The organism is Ensifer adhaerens (assembly GCF_020035535.1).
Classification (GTDB): Bacteria; Pseudomonadota; Alphaproteobacteria; order Rhizobiales; family Rhizobiaceae; genus Ensifer.
Genome location: NZ_CP083349.1, coordinates 928,153 through 944,101, shown reverse-complemented (window position 1 = coordinate 944,101; position 15,949 = coordinate 928,153). Strand labels below are relative to the sequence as shown.

Genomic DNA, 15,949 nt, shown 5'->3' with positions numbered 1-15,949 from the left:
TAAATCAAATCGTCACTTCGCCGACGCCAGCCGGCGATCGAGGGCATCAAGCACGCGCCGTGTCAGTGCCGGATAGTCCTCGTCAAAGTGGTGACCGCCGTCGATGCCGATGACGTCGACGCCTGTGCCCTTCAATTCGGGGCAGGCATCATCCTCTTCGTCCATTCCGTAGATGCACTGCACGAGCGCCGGATCGATGCGCTTGATGTCGTCGAGCGGATCGCCGCCCTTGCCATCGCCTTCCGCGCCCAGCCAGCCCAGCACCGAGACCTTGTAGTCGACCATGTGCGACAGCGCCATCAGCGTCACCTGGCGCACATGCGCCTTTTCGCCCGACGGCAGCAGGTTGAAGGTTCGAGGCAGGACATCGGCACCGAAGGAATAACCGATCAGCAGAACGTTGCGGACGTTCCAGTGCTTGCGGTAGTAGCTCATCACCTTGGCGAGATCATCCGCCGTCACCTGGGGATCGCGCTCCGACCAGAAGTAATGCAGGGAATCGAAACCGACGACGGGAACACCCTGCTGCTGGAGGACGTCGCCGACCTCCTTGTCGATGTCACGCCAGCCGCCGTCACCCGAATAGATCACCGCCATCGTGTCGCGCGTAGGCTTGGCATCGAGAATGGTCAGCGGCAGGCCGAACGGATTGCCGGCGTCGCTCTCGCTGTCGATGATGTCCGAGAGGTGGTCGGACAAGGTCGTGAAGGCGTCGTCGTCGCTGTCCTCCTGATCGACATCCGAATGTTTCGCGATGAGCGCAGCCACATGCGAACGCCCATCCGCGGAGGCTTCCGGCGAGAAGACGACGGAGACCGGGTCCGGTAAGGGGCCGTCGGTCAAGCCGTAGACCATGCGGTCGCCTTTCTTCACCTTCTCGGCCGGCGTGCAGAGCTGCTTCTTGAGCGCTATCCCCTCCTCCGGGTCGACCGCCAGCGTCTGGCCGATCGTGGCCGGCGGTGTCTGGGCGGCAATCGCGAGCGCCATGGCACCACCGGCACCCACGCCGGCGACGATGGGCAGTTGATATGAATCGCTGCCGATGGCGCGCTGTATCTGCTGGCTCAGCGACTCGATGTCGGAGACCATGTAGATGCAGTCGCCGTCATCCTTGGCGAGCGACGCGAGGTAAGCCTTGAGATCGACACCGATGACGACGGTCTTGTCACCGGTGAGCGTATCGGCAACCGCCTGCTCCTTGTCCGTCCAGCCACCAGCATCCGAAAGCAGCACGACGAGTGCGGCCGCCTTTTCCTTGGGGAGCATGATGCGCGGCGACGGGATCATCCCGGCATCGTAGCTCTTCGGCGCGTCTTCCGCGAGAGCGGGAAGAATGGAAGCCGAAAGCAGCAGCGCCGCCGAGATGAGACATTTCCAGGCGTTCGCGACACGGATCATTTCTTCACCACTCCTTTGAGACCACCGCCGATCAGGAATGTCGCATCCATCAAGGCGAGGATCGGATTGATGCCGCCACTGGCGACAAGATACCGCGGTTGCCACTGCGGATGAAACTTCGATTTGAAGGCACGCAAACCCTTGAAGTTGTAGAAGCGCTCGCCGTGTTCGAAGAAGGTACGGCCGGCCCGGTCCCATACCGGCGCAATCTGGCGCGTCGACATGCCTGAAAGTGGCGCCATGCCGAGATTGAAGGCACGAAAGCCTTCCGCCTTCAGGTATTCCATAACTTGGGCGAAAAGAAAGTCCATCGCCCCTTTCGGCGCATCCGGGGAGAACCGCATCAGATCGACGGTGCCTTCTTCCTTCGTCGCAGTCACCAGAATGTTGGCGAAGGCGACGATGCGACCGCCGCTGGTCAGGATGGCTACCGGCTGCTCGGTCAGATAGTCGGGATCGAAGGCGCCGAGCGAGAAACCTTTTTCCTTGGCATTGTGGTGCGCAAGCCAGGCATCGGACACTTCCGTCAGGTCCGCCATGATCCCCGGAACATCCGCCGGCGAAACGACACGAAACTCAAGACCGTCACGTTGAGCGCGGCTGACCTGTTGCCGCAGGTTCGCCCATTTGCCGCCCTTCATCTCGAAGCGAGCGAGATCGACGCGCGCCAGTTCGCCGAGCCGGAAAGCGCGCAGCCCCGCATCGGCGTAGTAGGCGAGCCCTTCGGGCGAGACCTGGTAGAAGACCGCCCGGCAACCGGCGGCACGCGCCTTCTCGATGAAATGCCAGATCAATTCCGGCCAGGCGTCGATCGGGCCGACCGGATCAAAGAGTGCGATCCACGAACGGGCCCGCTGACCGTACATGATGAAGGCCCGCCGATCGGCCGAGAACAGGATGCTCTTGTCGCCCATGCGCACCAGATTGGCGTCGGACATGTTCTGTGCCTCGACGATCGCCAAAGCCCGTTCCATCGCGTCGTTGGAGGCGGGTTCGGCCGACCCTGCAGCAGGCCGCATCAGGCTCCAGATCGCAAGCATGCTGGCGCCGATGGTCACGCCCAAGAGCGCCCGCAGCCCACGCGGCGCCTCGGCCGAGAATTCGAACTGCCACCAGAGTTCGTGGCTGTATTCGACATCGCGGTAGACGAAGAGCAGGACGACCAGTCCGCCCAGGCAGATGACCCCGAGCGCCGTGAGCCACGGTATGGTGAGCGCCTGACCAAAGAGCGAAGCCGGCCGAACGAACAAGCGCCGGCTGACGAGCAGCCCCAGCAGGAAGAAGGCGAGCATGCCTGCCTCCACCACCGCGATCGCCTTGATCAGCGACAGCAGCAGGGCGGCGATTGCGATCACGATTGATGCCCACCAGGCCCCATCAAGCCGCAGAGCAAGTCCGCGCGAGACGACGACGAGCGCCAGCCCGAGCAGGCTCGCGAGGAAATGTGCGCCCTCGACGATCGGCAGGGGCAGCAGACTTTCGAGAAATGCCAGGTTTTCGTCCGGGGTCGGCGTCACGCTCGACAGCACGAGCATGATCGCGAGCACGATGCCGAGCGTGGCCAACAGCAGCGGCGTCATCCGCCCGCCGATACGCCGGACGCTGGAGGCGACGGGATGGCCGGCAAGCTGGCGAAGCTCGATACCAATGACGACGGCGATCGCGATCACCAGCGGCAGCACGTGATAGATCACGCGATAAAGCACCAGCGCGCCGAGAATGGTGTCGACATCGGTGTTGTGGCCGAGCGTCGCGATGATGATCGTCTCGAACACCCCGAGACCAGCCGGAACGTGGCTGAGGACACCGACGCCGACGGCCAGCGAGTAGACGGCAAGGAAAGCCGGCCAGCCGATGGTGCCGGCCGGCAGGAGCACGTAGAGCACGGTCGCCGAAGCGGCCAGATCGAGCGCCGTCACCAGGAACTGGCGCGAGACCGTTCGCGAATCGGGCAACCGCAGGGTCAGGCGTCCCAGGCTCACCTCGCGGCCGTCGCGCGCCAGGAAGAACACAGAGAACAACCCGCCGAGGATGATGACCGCAATCAGGCGCAGGAACAGGGGATCGAGCCCTGTCATCGGCGCCACATATTCGCCCACGGCGAGCAGACTGAGACAGGTCACCGTCAGAAGGCCAAGCCCGAAGGCGAGCGTCACGAAGGCGATGATCCGGGCGATGTTTTCCGGCTCTATGCCGAGGCGGGAGTAGGACCGATAGCGGATCGCGCCACCGCTCAGCGCACCGAAGCCCGCGGTGTTGCCGACGGCATAGGCGCACGCGGCCGTCAGCGCCACATCGGCATAGGGCAGTTTGCGCCGGACGTAGTCGAGCGCGCTGACGTCATAGAAGGTCAGCGCCAGGAAGCTCAATGCCGTGAAGAAAATCGCTGCCGCAACCGCCGTCCAGGGCGTGTCCGCCAGTGCCTGCACGACTTCGTCGTACTGAACTTCCGATGTCAGATGAAAGATCGCAAAGCCGAAGAGAGCGATCACAAAAAGCGTACCGGCGGCCGAAAGATAGCGACGGTTGCGGCGCAGGAAGGAGATCCAACCTCCCTCCGCCTGCTGCTCGTCGTCGGTTGCGCTTTCCGAGATGGAGGATGTCATGGGCGCCCATGTCAAATGATGAGAACATCAGCGCTTTAGCCTACCCGATACGGATCAAAAAGTGAAATATCCGTAATAAATTATATTCTTATAAAACAATGCCTTAGTCGATGAGTTCGTTGCGGTTTAGCTTAGCCCATTGCAACAGCATGATCGTCTTGGCGTCGCAGATCTCGCCGGTGGCGATCATCGCGAAGGCCTGATCGAGCGGTATTTCGAGAACTTCGATATCCTCACCCTCATGCGCGAGCCCGCCGCCATCCCCGCGTTTTTCCGTGACGTCGATATAGCCGACGAAGAAGCTCGTGCGTTCGGTGATCGCGCCCGGGCTCATATAGGCATCGAAAAGGTGGGTGGCGCCCTCGACGTGGTAGCCGGTCTCTTCCAGTGCCTCGCGGGCGATCGCGACTTCCGGGGTGTCGTCATCCAGCAACCCGGCCACCGCTTCGATCATGTAAGCAGGGTGCCCCTGCAGAAGCACAGGAACGCGCAGCTGCCGCACCAGCACTACGCTTTGCCGCCTGGCATCAACGAGCAGGATGGTCGCGGCACTGCCATGATCGTGAACCTCGCGCTTCAGTGTCGCGGTCACGCCGTTCGACATGTCCTGTTCGAGCGTCACCTCCTCGAGATGGATGAACCCGTCCCAGAGCGTGCGGCGGCCAATGATCCTGACGCGCGGATCGTGATGTGTGCTCATGCAAAATCCTTCTGCGGCCGGGCCAATCCAGCCGCCTCAGCCTTTAATGAACTTGTTCCTTTGCGGCGCGATCTTCGCGCTCCATCTGCAAGGTCGTGTGGTGCAGGTCGAACTCCTGGCGCAAACGGCTCTCGATCGCCCGGCGCACCGTTTCGCCATCGACGCCCTCGGCGAGCACCACATGGGCGGTCAGCGACGGTTGGCTCTGGGTGATTGCCCAGAGGTGTAGGTCATGCACCGAGGTGACACCGGGCACGGCCGCGATCGTCGCGTGGACATCGGCGAGCCGCATGCCCGGCGGAACGCCTTCGAGCAGAATGTTGACGCACTCCTTGAGGAGCACCCAGGTGCGCGGGAAGACCATGAAGCCGATACCGACCGCAAGCAGGGAGTCCACCCATTGCCAGCCGGTGAACCAGATGACCGCCGCGCCGACAATGACGGCAAGCGACCCGAGCATATCGGACCAGACCTCAAGATAGGCGCCCTTGACGTTGAGGCTCTCGTCCTTGTGGCTCGTCAGCAGCCGCATCGAAGCGAGATTGACGAGCAGGCCGATGATCGCGATCACCAGCATGCCGCCCGACTGGATTTCCTGCGGTTCCGACAGGCGCTTCCAGGCTTCGTAGAGAATGTAGAAGGCAACGGCGAGCAGGAGCAGCGCGTTGAAGGCGGCGGCCAGGATTTCGAAACGCGCATAGCCATAGGTACGCAACAGGTCGGACGGGCGGCGGCCCACATGGATGGCGACGAGCGCGATCGCCAGGGCGGCCGTGTCGGTCAACATGTGCATGGCGTCGGAGATCAGCGCCAGACTGCCGGTCAGCACCCCACCCACGACTTCGGCCAGCATGAAGCCGCCGGTCAGGCCAAGCGAAGCCCAAAGCCGGGAGACGGGCGTGCTGTTGACATCTGCATGGTGGTGGTCGCCGCTCATGGAGGGTTCCGTCCGTCGTTGAACAACCTGTTTTTAGCGCGCCAACCTGAGCCAGACCCTGTTGTCGTGGAAAGCGGCACCGCCATAGGGCGCCACGGCATCGGCACCGGTAAGCACGTTGATCCCCTCCCCGTCGAGATGGGCGCCGTTCGGCCACAGCCCCTCGGCGATCACGACGCCGCGGCGTGTACCCCCGCCGATCTTTGCATGCAGGCGGATCTCGCCGCGTTGGTTGCCGAGCTGGACGACATCGCCATCGGCGATGCCAAGCGCCTCTGCGTCGTCCGCATGGAGCATCACTTCCGGGCGCACTTCCTTCTGGATGGAGGACGGCGTCTCGGCAAAGGTCGAGTTGAGGAACGAGCGGGCCGGCGAGGTCGCGAGACGGAATGGATACTCGGCGTCGGCCACCTCGATCAGATCGACGTGGTCAGGGAACTCCGGCAGTTCCGCGTGCGGCCCCTGAATGCCCATGGACTTCGGCGGTCGGTTCGGCGCAGGCGTTCCCGTCCAGTCCGCCTTGAAGCGGAACTTGCCATCGGGATGGCCGAAGCCGTTGAGATAATGCGCGTCTTCGAAGGCTGGCTGACAGTCCAGCCACTTCTCTTGCCTCATCTCCTCGTAACCGATGCCGTAATTGGCAAGCAGCCGATCGATATGCTGGCGCTCGGTCAGGCCGAAGCCGGCATGGTCGGCAACGCCCAGGCGCTTGGCCAGTTCCTCGATGACGAAGAGGTTGGTGCGCACGCTCGAGGGCGGCTCCACTACCTTGGGGCCGATCAGGATATGCTGGTGGCCGCCACCGCGATAGAGGTCGTCATGTTCGAGGAACATGGTGGCCGGCAGCACGATATCCGCGACCGCAGCCGTATCCGTCATGAACTGCTCGTGCACGGCGACGAAGAGATCGTCGCGCAGGAAGCCGCGTTTCACCAGCCGCTGCTCCGGGGCGACGTTCACCGGATTGGTGTTCTGGATCAGCATCGCCGTCACCGGTCCGCGATGGCGCAATGCTTCGGCGTCCCCGGTCAACACGCGGCCGATCTGCGACTGGTCGAGCATGCGCACATCCGGATCGTGGAAGGCCGAGCCGATCAGCTCGCGCTTGTCGAGCTTGAAGATATCGTTGTTGGAGTGGAAGGCACCGCCGCCTTCGTGCTTCCAGGAGCCGAGCACCGTCGCCACGGAGGTCGCCGCATGGATGGCGACGGCACCGTTGCGCTGGCGGGTGAAGCCGTAGCCGAGGCGGAAGTAGGTGCGTGGCGTCGTGCCGACGAGTTTGGCGAAGGCCTCGATCTCCTCGACCGAAAGCCCGGTGATGGCGGAGGCCCATTCCGGCCCGCGCGACTGAAGATGCGCCTCAAGCCCGGCCGGGTCGTCCGCGAACTTCGCCATATAGGCCCGGTCGGCATAGCCGTCACGGAAGGCGATGTGCATGACGGCGCAGGCAAGTGCTGCATCGGTGCCGGGCTTCAGCACCAGCCCCATGTCCGCCTGCTTGACGGTCGGATTGTCGTAGATGTCGATGACGACGATCTTCGCGCCGCGATCCTTACGGGCTTTCACCGCATGGGTCATCACATTGACCTGGGTCGCGACCGCGTTCGTGCCCCAGATGACCACACAATCGGCCTTGGCCATCTCGCGCGGATCGGGACCACGCAAGGCGCCGGTCGCCATGGTCAAGCCAGTCCAGGCCATGTTGGTGCAGATCGAGCCGAAGAAGCCGGAATAGCGCTTGGCGTGACGCAGCCGATCGATCGAGTCGCGCTGCACCTGGCCCATGGTTCCTGCATAGAAGTAGGGCCAGACGGCTTCTGCGCCATGCTTCTGCTCGGCGCGCATGAACTGATCGGCAATCTCGTCGAGTGCCGCTTCCCAGCTCACCTCCTGCCAGCTGCCCTCGCCCTTGGAGCCCTTACGGCGCTGCGGCACCATGAGACGGCCCGGATGGTAGATGCGCTCGGAGTAGCGCGCCACCTTGGCGCAGATCACACCGGCGGTGTAGGTGTTGGCGGAAGCGCCACGCACGCGACCGATCCGCCCCTCGGCGGTCAGGTCCACCTCCAGCGCGCAAGCGGAGGGACAGTCGTGCGGACAGACCGAATGACCTATCGATTTTTCTGCTTTGATGGGGGTCGCAACGTTCATGGCTTTTCTATATGGCATCGACAAACGGGCTCAAAGAGCCAATCGTCCACCCATCGAAACAATTGATCGGGGCCATCGGCGGCGCTCATGAACTATCGGCACATCTACCACGCGGGCAATTTTGCAGACGTCCTGAAGCACGCGGTGCTGGCGCGGCTCGTCACCTATCTCCAGCAGAAGGAGAAGGCATTCCGGGTGCTCGATACCCATGCCGGCATCGGCCTCTATGACCTCTCCAGCGAGGAAGCGCAGAAGACCGGGGAATGGCGCGACGGCATCGGCCGACTTCTCGAGGGTGAGTTGCCCGCCGAGATCGCTGCCATCCTCGCTCCCTACCTACAGTCGATCCGCACGCTCAATCCCGGGCCCGAGCTGACACTCTATCCTGGCTCGCCGAAGCTTGCCCGCATGCTCTTCCGTCCGCAGGACAGGCTTTCGGCGATGGAGTTGCATCCGGACGACTACGAAACGCTGCATCGGCTTTTCGACGGTGATTTCCAAAGCCGGGTTACCGAGCTCGACGGCTGGCTGGCGCTCGGCGCACATCTGCCGCCGAAGGAAAAGCGTGGACTGATCCTCGTCGATCCGCCCTTTGAAAAGGAGGGCGAATACGAACGGCTCGCCGATGGCCTTGCGCGCGGCTACCGCCGCTTTGCCGGCGGCGTCTATTGCCTTTGGTATCCCTTGAAGCAGGGTGCGCCGATCAAGGCATTCCATGAGGCGCTGAAGGCGCTGGACATTCCGAAGATGCTCTGCGCCGAACTGTCCGTCAGAAGCGACCGGGAAACCACCGGGCTTTCCGGCTCCGGCCTCATCATCGTCAACCCGCCGTTCACGCTGAAGGGCGAACTCGATCTGCTGCTGCCGTTCCTGAAAACCCGGCTAGCGCAGGATCGCTTCGCCTCTTCGCGCTGCTTCTGGCTGCGCGGTGAAGAACAGGCAACCGGAGGGGCTTGACGGGCGGCGGCCACACGCCGCAATCTTGAGTGACGATTGAGGGAGACGCCCATGACTCGCACGCTCGCCGCCAAGCTTCTCATTTCGCTTTCGCTCGCCGGCGCCGCAGCGCCGAGCGCTATGGCCGCCGACTACATCGGCGGGGCTCCAGCCCAGTCCTTCTACGATACCGGTGTTTGCAGCGAAGCGTCGGTGCTCGGCTTCATCACCTCCCGCTTCGAATACCGGGATGCGAACTATCTCCACGCCAATCTGTCGATCGCCGAGATCCGCAACACGGGCCAAAGCAGGCAGGAGCTCCGCGACGAGACGCACCTGGTCGAACGCGAATATTGCCGCGCCACCGCCGTGATGACGGACGGGTATCAGCGCTCGCTGTACTATGTCATCGAACGTCCCTGGGGCTTTGCCGGCGTCGGCCGCAGCATCGAATTCTGCGTCGGCGGGCTTGATCCCTGGTACGTCTACGGCGCCCACTGCGCATCGCTTCAATAAGCATGGCGCCACTACTCCGGACTATGCGCCGGCTTTTGCCGGCGCTTTTCGTTGCGGCAAGCTTGATCGGCTGCAGTGACCAGAACACCGAGAAAGCGCCGACAACAACCAAAGGCGACAGCGCGAATGTAGCCGCCGCGGTACCGATCGGCAGCGGCTTCGATTTTTACGTGCTGTCACTGTCCTGGTCGCCGACCTGGTGTGGCGACAATGATCCCAACGGAAAATCCAGCCAATGCGAGGCGGGATCCAATCGCGGCCTGATCGTGCACGGCCTCTGGCCCCAGAACGAAAGAGGATATCCGGACTTCTGCCCGACGCGGCAATCCGATCGTGTGCCGTCGTCGCTCGGCAAGCAGTATCTCGATCTCATCCCGTCCATGGGTCTGATCGGCCATCAATGGCGCAAGCACGGCACTTGCTCGGGCCTCAGCCAGGAGGACTATTTCGCCGTCACCCGCGCCGCGTGGAACCGGCTTGCGCTGCCGCCGGAACTCTCACCACCCCGGCAGCAGACCAATTTGTCCGTCAACGCGATCGAAGGCGCGCTCGTCGCCAAAAATCCCGGCATGACGAAGGATGCCGTCGCCGTTACCTGTGAAGGCAACAGGCTCGAAGAAATCCGGATCTGCTTCGACAAATCGCTGAACTTCCGATCCTGCCCGGCTGTCGATCGCCAGGCCTGCCGGAAAGACAATGTGTCCCTGCCCCCGGCGCCGTAGCTGGCGGGGGATCGGAACGCAAACGATGCTCGCCTTGAAAACCGCAATTCCTGGAAAGAAAGACGTTCGATGAAGATACTGTACTCGCCCGCTTCGCCCTATTCGAACAAGGTTCGGATGGCCGCGCATTATGCCGGGTTTTCGGCGGACAGCGCGCTAACCGACACCGGTGCCAATCCCCCGGAACTGATCGCCAATAATCCGCTCGGCAAAATACCGACGCTCATCCTCGACGATGGCCGTTCGGTCTACGACAGCCGTGCGATCATGCATTTCATCGATCGGGACACCAAGGGCATGCTCTACCCCAAGAACGCGGGTAAGCGGACCGACGTCGAGATCCTCGAAGCCTTGTGCGACGGCGTCTGCGACAGCCTACTCGCGATCGTCTACGAGAAGCGCTCGCACCCGCCGGAAAAGGTGCATCAGCCCTGGATCGACCGGCAATGGGAAAAGGTGGAACGCAGTCTCGACCACCTGAACGCCAATCTGCCGAAGACCGGAGCCAAGCTTCATGCCGGGCATTTCGCCCTTGCGGCGATGCTGCGTTACATCGAGTTGCGCTTCAGCGGCGAGTGGCAGCGCGGCCGTGCCAAGCTCAAGAACTGGCCGGCGAAGTTCGAAAAGCACTTCCCCGACTATTCCAAGTTCAAGGCCTAAAAAATCAGCCTGACAAACGTTAGGACATAAAAAAGGCCGGGTCACCCCGGCCTTCTTTTTGATCCGGCAAAAGCCGATCAGAACTTCACGCCCATACCGACGCGAACGCTGTGCTCGTCGTAACCGGAGGACACGTTGGTGCCGCCCATCTTGAAGTCCTTCGAGCCGTAGTCCGTGTAGCGGTACTCGACGCGTGCGGTGATGTTGTCGGTGACGAAGGTTTCCGCGCCAGCACCGGCGGTCCAGCCGACCATGGTGTTCGTGTCGGAAGCGCCACCAACGCTGCCCTTGGCCTGGCCGACAGCGAGACCGGCGGTGCCGTACAGCAGTACCGGGTTCAGATCGACACCGACGCGAGCGCGCAGCGAGCCGTTGACGCCCTGCTTCATGCGCAGGTTGCCCTTGGTCGAATCCTGGCCGGAGTAACCGATATCGGCTTCACCGCCGTATACCAGCTGGCCGCTCTGTACGTTGTAGCCGCCGTAGAGACCGCCGCCGAAACCAGCTGCCGTGTTGCTGCCGGTCGCGTCATGCTGACCATGGTGCCAATCGGCGGTACCACCGACATAGGCGCCCGACCAGTTCTTCACTGCCGGCTCGGTGTATTCGGCCTGCGGAGCTGCCGGAACTTCGTCGATCGCATCTGCAGCCTGGGCGGCCTGGAAGGCGATGAGGGTCATGGCGGAAGCCATGAGGGTGGTGGTGAGCGTACGCATAAATATTCTCCTTTTCGTACCGATGCGCCGCGGGCTTGGGGTCCCACAGTGAAACATCGGACAACTTTCAATTAACCCGCCCGGTTGAGCTGAAATTGGCCAGCAAATGAGGATTCACAAGAGCCAAAATGTGAAATTTTGGTGGCACAATCACGCCCAAAATTTGATGTTGCTTTGGAGCCACAGGGGATTTGTTAACCATATTTCAAGATTAACGAAAGTTATACTATAAGACTTCAAAATAATACAATTTACGCCAATTCCATTAATTTTTCCGCAAGGAACTGTCAGGGAGTGTTTCAGCCTCACGTTTCTTGCCTATATCTTCGTCCGCTGACGCGAAGATTCGAAAAAGCGGGATGAAACGTTGAAGAAAGCACTGAAGGCGGCCCTCGTGACCGGGGGCGCCAAGCGGATCGGCAAAGCTATAGTTGAGGATCTTGCGGCACATGGTTTTGCGGTCGCTGTCCATGCCGACGCCTCATTTGACGAAGCGGAAGCGCTGGCCACGGCTCTCACCGGAGCTGGAACGAAGGCGGTCGCGCTTCGCGCTGACCTCACCGATACGGCGGAGACCTCGACGCTCATTGCTCGCGCCGCCGAGGCGCTCGGTTCTCTCGATCTGCTGGTCAACAATGCCTCGGTTTTCAAGAAGGACAGCCTCGACGTTTTCGACGAATCAATCTGGGATCAGCACTTCGCCCTGCATGTGAAGGCTCCTTCCCTATTGGCGCGCGATTTCGCCGGGCAGCTTCCGGCCGGCGCCAATGGTCTCATTATCAATGTCATCGACCAACGCGTCTGGGCTCCCAATCCGCGCTTTTATTCCTATATGTTGTCCAAGTCGGCGCTGTGGACGGCAACCCGGACCATGGCGCAGGCGCTTGCCCCGCGCATCCGCGTCAACGGCATCGGCCCCGGGCCGACGCTGCCGAACGAACGGCAGGACCCTGGGGATTTTGAGGCGCAGGTCGATGCGCTGATTCTCAAACGCGGGCCGACGCTCGACGAATTCGGACGGACGATCCGGTTCCTGTTCGACACACCGTCGATCACCGGACAGATGATCGCGCTCGACGGGGGCCAACACCTCGCCTGGGAAACGCCCGACATCAGGGAGATAGTGGAATGAATGGACGCGTGCCGGCCGACGGCGGCATCCTCTACGACGGTACCGAGACGGAAGACGACGACGATCTGGTCGAAGCGGCAGAAAGCACAAACGCTGCGCCGCCGGTCGAGTGGAACGAGAATCACGCCGAAATGGACGGCTTGAAAGGCGCGGAGCTGATCCAGGCCTTCGTCAAACTGTTGCCAAACGGTCCCGGCGTCTACCGCATGTTCAACGAGACCGGCGACGTACTTTACGTCGGCAAGGCGCGCAGCCTGAAGAAGCGTGTGAGCAACTATGCCCAGGGGCGCGGCCACTCCAACCGTATCGCGCGCATGGTCCGCGAAACGGCGAACATGGAGTTCGTGACCACGCGCACCGAGATCGAGGCGCTGCTGCTCGAAGCAAACCTGATCAAGCGCTTGCGCCCACGCTTCAACGTGCTTTTGCGCGACGACAAGTCGTTTCCCTATATCCTGGTCACCGGCGACAGCCGGGCGCCGGCGCTCTACAAGCATCGCGGCGCGCGCAGTCGCAAAGGCGATTTCTTCGGTCCGTTCGCGTCGGCCGGCGCCGTCGGCCGCACCATCAATTCGCTGCAGCGCGCCTTTTTGCTTCGGACCTGCACCGACAGCGTTTTCGAGACGCGCACGCGGCCCTGTCTGCTCTACCAGATCAAGCGCTGTTCGGCGCCGTGCACCGGCGAAATCAGCGATCAGGGCTATGCGGAGCTGGTGCAGGAGGCCAAGGACTTTCTCTCGGGCAAGAGCCAGGCGGTGAAGGCGACGATTGCCGCCGCCATGGGCGAGGCCGCCGAGAACCTCGACTTCGAACGGGCGGCCCTTTACCGCGACCGTCTGGCGGCACTCAGCCACGTCCAGAGCCATCAGGGCATCAATCCCGCCGGCGTCGAGGAAGCGGATGTCTTTGCGATCCACCACGAAGGCGGCATTTCCTGCATCCAGGTCTTCTTCTTCCGCACCGGCCAGAACTGGGGCAACCGCGCCTACTTCCCGAAGGCCGACCCCTCGCTGCCGACAGCTGAGGTGCTCTCGCAGTTCCTTGCGCAGTTTTACGATGACAAGCCCTGTCCACGGCAGATCCTGCTTTGCGAAGCCGTGGAAGAACAGGAACTGCTCGGCCAGGCGCTCAGCGAGAAATCCGGATACAAAGTCGCGATCCAGGTGCCGCAGCGCGGCGAGAAGAAGGATCTCGTCGACCACGCGCTTGCCAATGCGCGTGAAGCCCATGGCCGCAAGCTGGCGGAAACCGCCTCCCAGTCGAGGCTGCTTGAAGGCTTTTCGGAAACCTTCAAGCTCGAACGCACACCGCGCCGCATCGAGATCTACGACAACTCCCACATCATGGGCACCAACGCCGTTGGCGGCATGGTGGTGGCGGGGCCGGAAGGTTTCGTCAAAGGCCAGTATCGGAAGTTCAACATCAAATCGACCGACATCACGCCAGGCGACGACTTCGGCATGATGCGCGAGGTGATGACGCGGCGGTTTTCGCGACTGCTCAAGGAAGAAGGCAAGCCGGACAGGAGCGCCGAGCCGACCGATGACGGCGCCTTCCCCGCCTGGCCCGATGTCATCCTCATCGACGGTGGCCAGGGCCAGATGACCGCCGTGCGGGCCATTCTTAAAGAGCTCGACGTCGAAGACTGCGTGACCGCAATCGGCGTTGCCAAGGGTGTCGACCGCGATGCTGGACGCGAACGCTTCTTCGCGCTTGGACGAGACAGCTTCACGCTGCCGCCGCGCGACCCGGTGCTCTACTTCATCCAGCGACTGCGCGACGAGGCGCACCGGTTTGCGATCGGCTCGCATCGGGCGCGGCGCAAGAAGGAGATGGTCAAGAACCCGCTCGACGAGATCGCCGGCATCGGCCCGACGCGCAAGCGCGCGCTGCTCACGCATTTCGGCACCGCAAAGGCCGTCTCCCGCGCCGGCATCAACGACCTCATGGCCGTCAGCGGCATTTCCGAAACGGTGGCCCGGCTGGTTTACGAACATTTCCACGACGACGCCGCGAAATGAAAACCGGGTGTCACAATTCACCCGGCGTTCACATGCAATAGGGCAAATATGACAGTTGCCGACGATGACCTGTTGACCTCCGGCCAGCAAAGTCATTCTGTACCAGACGAACCAGAGAACACGAATCCATGCCCACGCCCGTCGCCTACAGCATCCCGAACCTGCTCACCTATTTCCGAATCCTGATCGTGCCGCTGATCGTCCTTTGCTTCTTCATCGAAGGGCGGCTGCACAGTTCGGATTTTGCGCGCTGGACCGCGGTCACGCTCTTCGCGATTGCGTCGATCACGGACTTCTTCGACGGCTACCTTGCCCGCATCTGGAAGCAGACGTCGAATATTGGCAAGATGCTGGATCCGATCGCCGACAAGCTGCTTGTCGCCTCGATCCTGCTGCTCGTCGCAGCCGACGGCACGATCGCCGGCTGGTCGATCTGGGCTGCGATCATCATCCTCTGCCGCGAAATCCTGGTATCGGGCCTCCGTGAATATCTGGCGGCGCTGAAGGTCAGCGTGCCCGTCACCCGCATCGCCAAGTGGAAGACCACGATCCAGATGGTGGCGATTGCCTTCCTGCTGGCAGGCCCCGCCGGCGACAAGGTTTTGCCCTACACGACCGAGGCTGGTATCGTGCTCCTTTGGATCGCCGCCGCCATCACGCTCTATACGGGCTACGACTATTTCCGCGCCGGCCTCAAGCACGTGGTCAACGAATGAGCACGGTCAATCTCGTCTATTTCTCCTGGGTGCGCGAGCGCATCGGCAAGGGCGAAGAGACGCTGGACGTTCCGGCCAGCGTTGTCTCCGTCGCCGACCTGCTCGCGTACCTGAAGACGCTCGGCGAGGAATACGAAGCGGCGCTCGAACACGAAAACGTCATCCGTGCGGCCATCAACCAGGAGCATGTCGACCACGGGGAGCCGATTGCCGGCGCCCGGGAGATTGCCCTGTTTCCGCCGATGACGGGTGGCTGAGCCCATGAGCGCGCCGGTCACCGTGCGCGTTCAGCGCGAGGATTTCGACCTCAATGCCGAGGTTGAGAAGCTTTCGGCTGGACGTCGCGACATCGGCGCGGTCGTTACCTTTTCTGGGCTTTGCCGCGACGAAGCCGGAACGCTTGCCGCCCTTGAGCTCGAACACTACCCCGGCATGGCGGAAGCGGAGATCGCGCGCATCTCCAACGAGGCGGTCGAGCGCTTCTCGCTCCAGGCCGCCACAGCCATTCACCGTTACGGAAAAATCCTTCCCGGCGAAAACATCGTGCTGGTCGTTGCCGCCTCGCGGCATCGGCAGGCCGCCTTCGATGGCGCCAACTTCATCATGGATTTCCTGAAGACGTCGGCGCCTTTCTGGAAAAAAGAACACCTCGGCGACGGCACCACCGGCGGCTGGGTCAGCGCCAAGGATGCGGACGATACCGCACGGGACCGCTGGTCGATGAAGTAGCGCCCGCCT

15 protein-coding genes are annotated in these 15,949 nt (G+C 62.3%); 9 read left to right on the top strand and 6 right to left on the bottom strand.

Annotated features, from left to right (window positions below; translation table 11 throughout):
* Positions 1–12 precede the first annotated feature (12 nt).
* From LAC81_RS04590 to LAC81_RS04570, 5 genes are all read right to left on the bottom strand, one after another.
* Entirely contained in the window at positions 13–1,398 is a 1,386-nt protein-coding gene (locus LAC81_RS04590; RefSeq protein WP_223726902.1) for a virulence factor family protein, read from the bottom strand.
* A complete protein-coding gene (gene mprF, locus LAC81_RS04585) occupies positions 1,395–4,004 on the bottom strand; it encodes a bifunctional lysylphosphatidylglycerol flippase/synthetase MprF (protein WP_223726901.1) in 2,610 nt (869 codons plus the stop codon). Before mprF ends, LAC81_RS04590 begins: the two co-directional genes overlap by 4 nt.
* 103 nt (positions 4,005–4,107) lie before the next feature.
* The gene (locus LAC81_RS04580; protein ID WP_223726900.1) at positions 4,108–4,704 is read right to left on the bottom strand and encodes an NUDIX domain-containing protein; all 597 of its coding nucleotides are present in this window, start codon (positions 4,702–4,704) and stop codon (positions 4,108–4,110) included.
* 43 nt (positions 4,705–4,747) lie between these two features.
* Complete coding sequence (locus LAC81_RS04575) at positions 4,748–5,641, bottom strand: cation diffusion facilitator family transporter (RefSeq protein ID WP_223726899.1); 894 nt, start codon at positions 5,639–5,641, stop codon at positions 4,748–4,750.
* Positions 5,642–5,674: 33 nt separating this feature from the next.
* Positions 5,675–7,810 (bottom strand): molybdopterin-containing oxidoreductase family protein, encoded by a 2,136-nt coding sequence (locus tag LAC81_RS04570; RefSeq protein ID WP_223726898.1) that lies wholly within the window; start codon positions 7,808–7,810, stop codon positions 5,675–5,677.
* Between the two features lie 69 nt (positions 7,811–7,879).
* On the opposite strand from LAC81_RS04570, the gene LAC81_RS04565 reads away from it, so the two are divergent.
* The 4 genes from LAC81_RS04565 to LAC81_RS04550 all read left to right on the top strand — a co-directional run bounded on the left by LAC81_RS04565 (position 7,880) and on the right by LAC81_RS04550 (position 10,626).
* On the top strand, positions 7,880–8,749 hold the full coding sequence (locus LAC81_RS04565) for a 23S rRNA (adenine(2030)-N(6))-methyltransferase RlmJ (protein ID WP_223726897.1): 870 nt from the start codon (positions 7,880–7,882) through the stop codon (positions 8,747–8,749).
* Positions 8,750–8,800: 51 nt separating this feature from the next.
* Positions 8,801–9,244, top strand: coding sequence for a hypothetical protein (locus LAC81_RS04560; protein ID WP_223726896.1), 444 nt, complete (start codon positions 8,801–8,803; stop codon positions 9,242–9,244).
* 2 nt (positions 9,245–9,246) lie between these two features.
* Entirely contained in the window at positions 9,247–9,966 is a 720-nt protein-coding gene (locus LAC81_RS04555; protein WP_223726895.1) for a ribonuclease T2 family protein, read from the top strand.
* Between the two features lie 69 nt (positions 9,967–10,035).
* Positions 10,036–10,626 (top strand): glutathione S-transferase, encoded by a 591-nt coding sequence (locus LAC81_RS04550; RefSeq protein ID WP_223726894.1) that lies wholly within the window; start codon positions 10,036–10,038, stop codon positions 10,624–10,626.
* Positions 10,627–10,703: 77 nt separating this feature from the next.
* On the opposite strand, the gene LAC81_RS04545 is transcribed toward LAC81_RS04550, so the two are convergent.
* On the bottom strand, positions 10,704–11,342 hold the full coding sequence (locus LAC81_RS04545; protein ID WP_113536866.1) for an outer membrane protein: 639 nt from the start codon (positions 11,340–11,342) through the stop codon (positions 10,704–10,706).
* Positions 11,343–11,709: 367 nt separating this feature from the next.
* Here LAC81_RS04545 and LAC81_RS04540 point away from each other — a divergent pair, with 367 nt between their 5' ends.
* The 5 genes from LAC81_RS04540 to LAC81_RS04520 all read left to right on the top strand — a co-directional run bounded on the left by LAC81_RS04540 (position 11,710) and on the right by LAC81_RS04520 (position 15,940).
* Entirely contained in the window at positions 11,710–12,474 is a 765-nt protein-coding gene (locus tag LAC81_RS04540) for an SDR family oxidoreductase (protein WP_223726893.1), read from the top strand.
* Positions 12,471–14,495, top strand: a complete 2,025-nt coding sequence (uvrC, locus tag LAC81_RS04535; protein WP_223726892.1) for an excinuclease ABC subunit UvrC — start codon at positions 12,471–12,473, stop codon at positions 14,493–14,495. The genes LAC81_RS04540 and uvrC overlap by 4 nt, the downstream gene beginning before the upstream one ends.
* A gap of 128 nt (positions 14,496–14,623) precedes the next feature.
* Positions 14,624–15,211, top strand: a complete 588-nt coding sequence (gene pgsA, locus LAC81_RS04530) for a CDP-diacylglycerol--glycerol-3-phosphate 3-phosphatidyltransferase (RefSeq protein WP_104665796.1) — start codon at positions 14,624–14,626, stop codon at positions 15,209–15,211.
* The gene (gene moaD / locus LAC81_RS04525; protein WP_223726891.1) at positions 15,208–15,468 is read left to right on the top strand and encodes a molybdopterin converting factor subunit 1; all 261 of its coding nucleotides are present in this window, start codon (positions 15,208–15,210) and stop codon (positions 15,466–15,468) included. The genes pgsA and moaD overlap by 4 nt, the downstream gene beginning before the upstream one ends.
* 4 nt (positions 15,469–15,472) lie before the next feature.
* A complete protein-coding gene (locus LAC81_RS04520) occupies positions 15,473–15,940 on the top strand; it encodes a molybdenum cofactor biosynthesis protein MoaE (protein WP_223726890.1) in 468 nt (155 codons plus the stop codon).
* Positions 15,941–15,949 lie beyond the last annotated feature (9 nt).

Excerpts from the sequence above, each read along its gene's own strand:
- LAC81_RS04545 (WP_113536866.1), bottom strand. The coding sequence starts at position 11,342 with ATGCGTACGCTCACCACCACCCTCATGGCTTCCGCCATGACCCTCATC.
- LAC81_RS04590 (WP_223726902.1), bottom strand. The coding sequence starts at position 1,398 with ATGATCCGTGTCGCGAACGCCTGGAAATGTCTCATCTCGGCGGCGCTG.
- pgsA (WP_104665796.1), top strand. The coding sequence starts at position 14,624 with ATGCCCACGCCCGTCGCCTACAGCATCCCGAACCTGCTCACCTATTTC.
- LAC81_RS04565 (WP_223726897.1), top strand. The coding sequence starts at position 7,880 with ATGAACTATCGGCACATCTACCACGCGGGCAATTTTGCAGACGTCCTG.
- LAC81_RS04560 (WP_223726896.1), top strand. The coding sequence starts at position 8,801 with ATGACTCGCACGCTCGCCGCCAAGCTTCTCATTTCGCTTTCGCTCGCC.
- uvrC (WP_223726892.1), top strand. The coding sequence starts at position 12,471 with ATGAATGGACGCGTGCCGGCCGACGGCGGCATCCTCTACGACGGTACC.
- mprF (WP_223726901.1), bottom strand. The coding sequence starts at position 4,004 with ATGACATCCTCCATCTCGGAAAGCGCAACCGACGACGAGCAGCAGGCG.
- LAC81_RS04555 (WP_223726895.1), top strand. The coding sequence starts at position 9,247 with ATGGCGCCACTACTCCGGACTATGCGCCGGCTTTTGCCGGCGCTTTTC.
- moaD (WP_223726891.1), top strand. The coding sequence starts at position 15,208 with ATGAGCACGGTCAATCTCGTCTATTTCTCCTGGGTGCGCGAGCGCATC.
- LAC81_RS04520 (WP_223726890.1), top strand. The coding sequence starts at position 15,473 with ATGAGCGCGCCGGTCACCGTGCGCGTTCAGCGCGAGGATTTCGACCTC.
- LAC81_RS04575 (WP_223726899.1), bottom strand. The coding sequence starts at position 5,641 with ATGAGCGGCGACCACCACCATGCAGATGTCAACAGCACGCCCGTCTCC.
- LAC81_RS04580 (WP_223726900.1), bottom strand. The coding sequence starts at position 4,704 with ATGAGCACACATCACGATCCGCGCGTCAGGATCATTGGCCGCCGCACG.
- LAC81_RS04550 (WP_223726894.1), top strand. The coding sequence starts at position 10,036 with ATGAAGATACTGTACTCGCCCGCTTCGCCCTATTCGAACAAGGTTCGG.
- LAC81_RS04570 (WP_223726898.1), bottom strand. The coding sequence starts at position 7,810 with ATGCCATATAGAAAAGCCATGAACGTTGCGACCCCCATCAAAGCAGAA.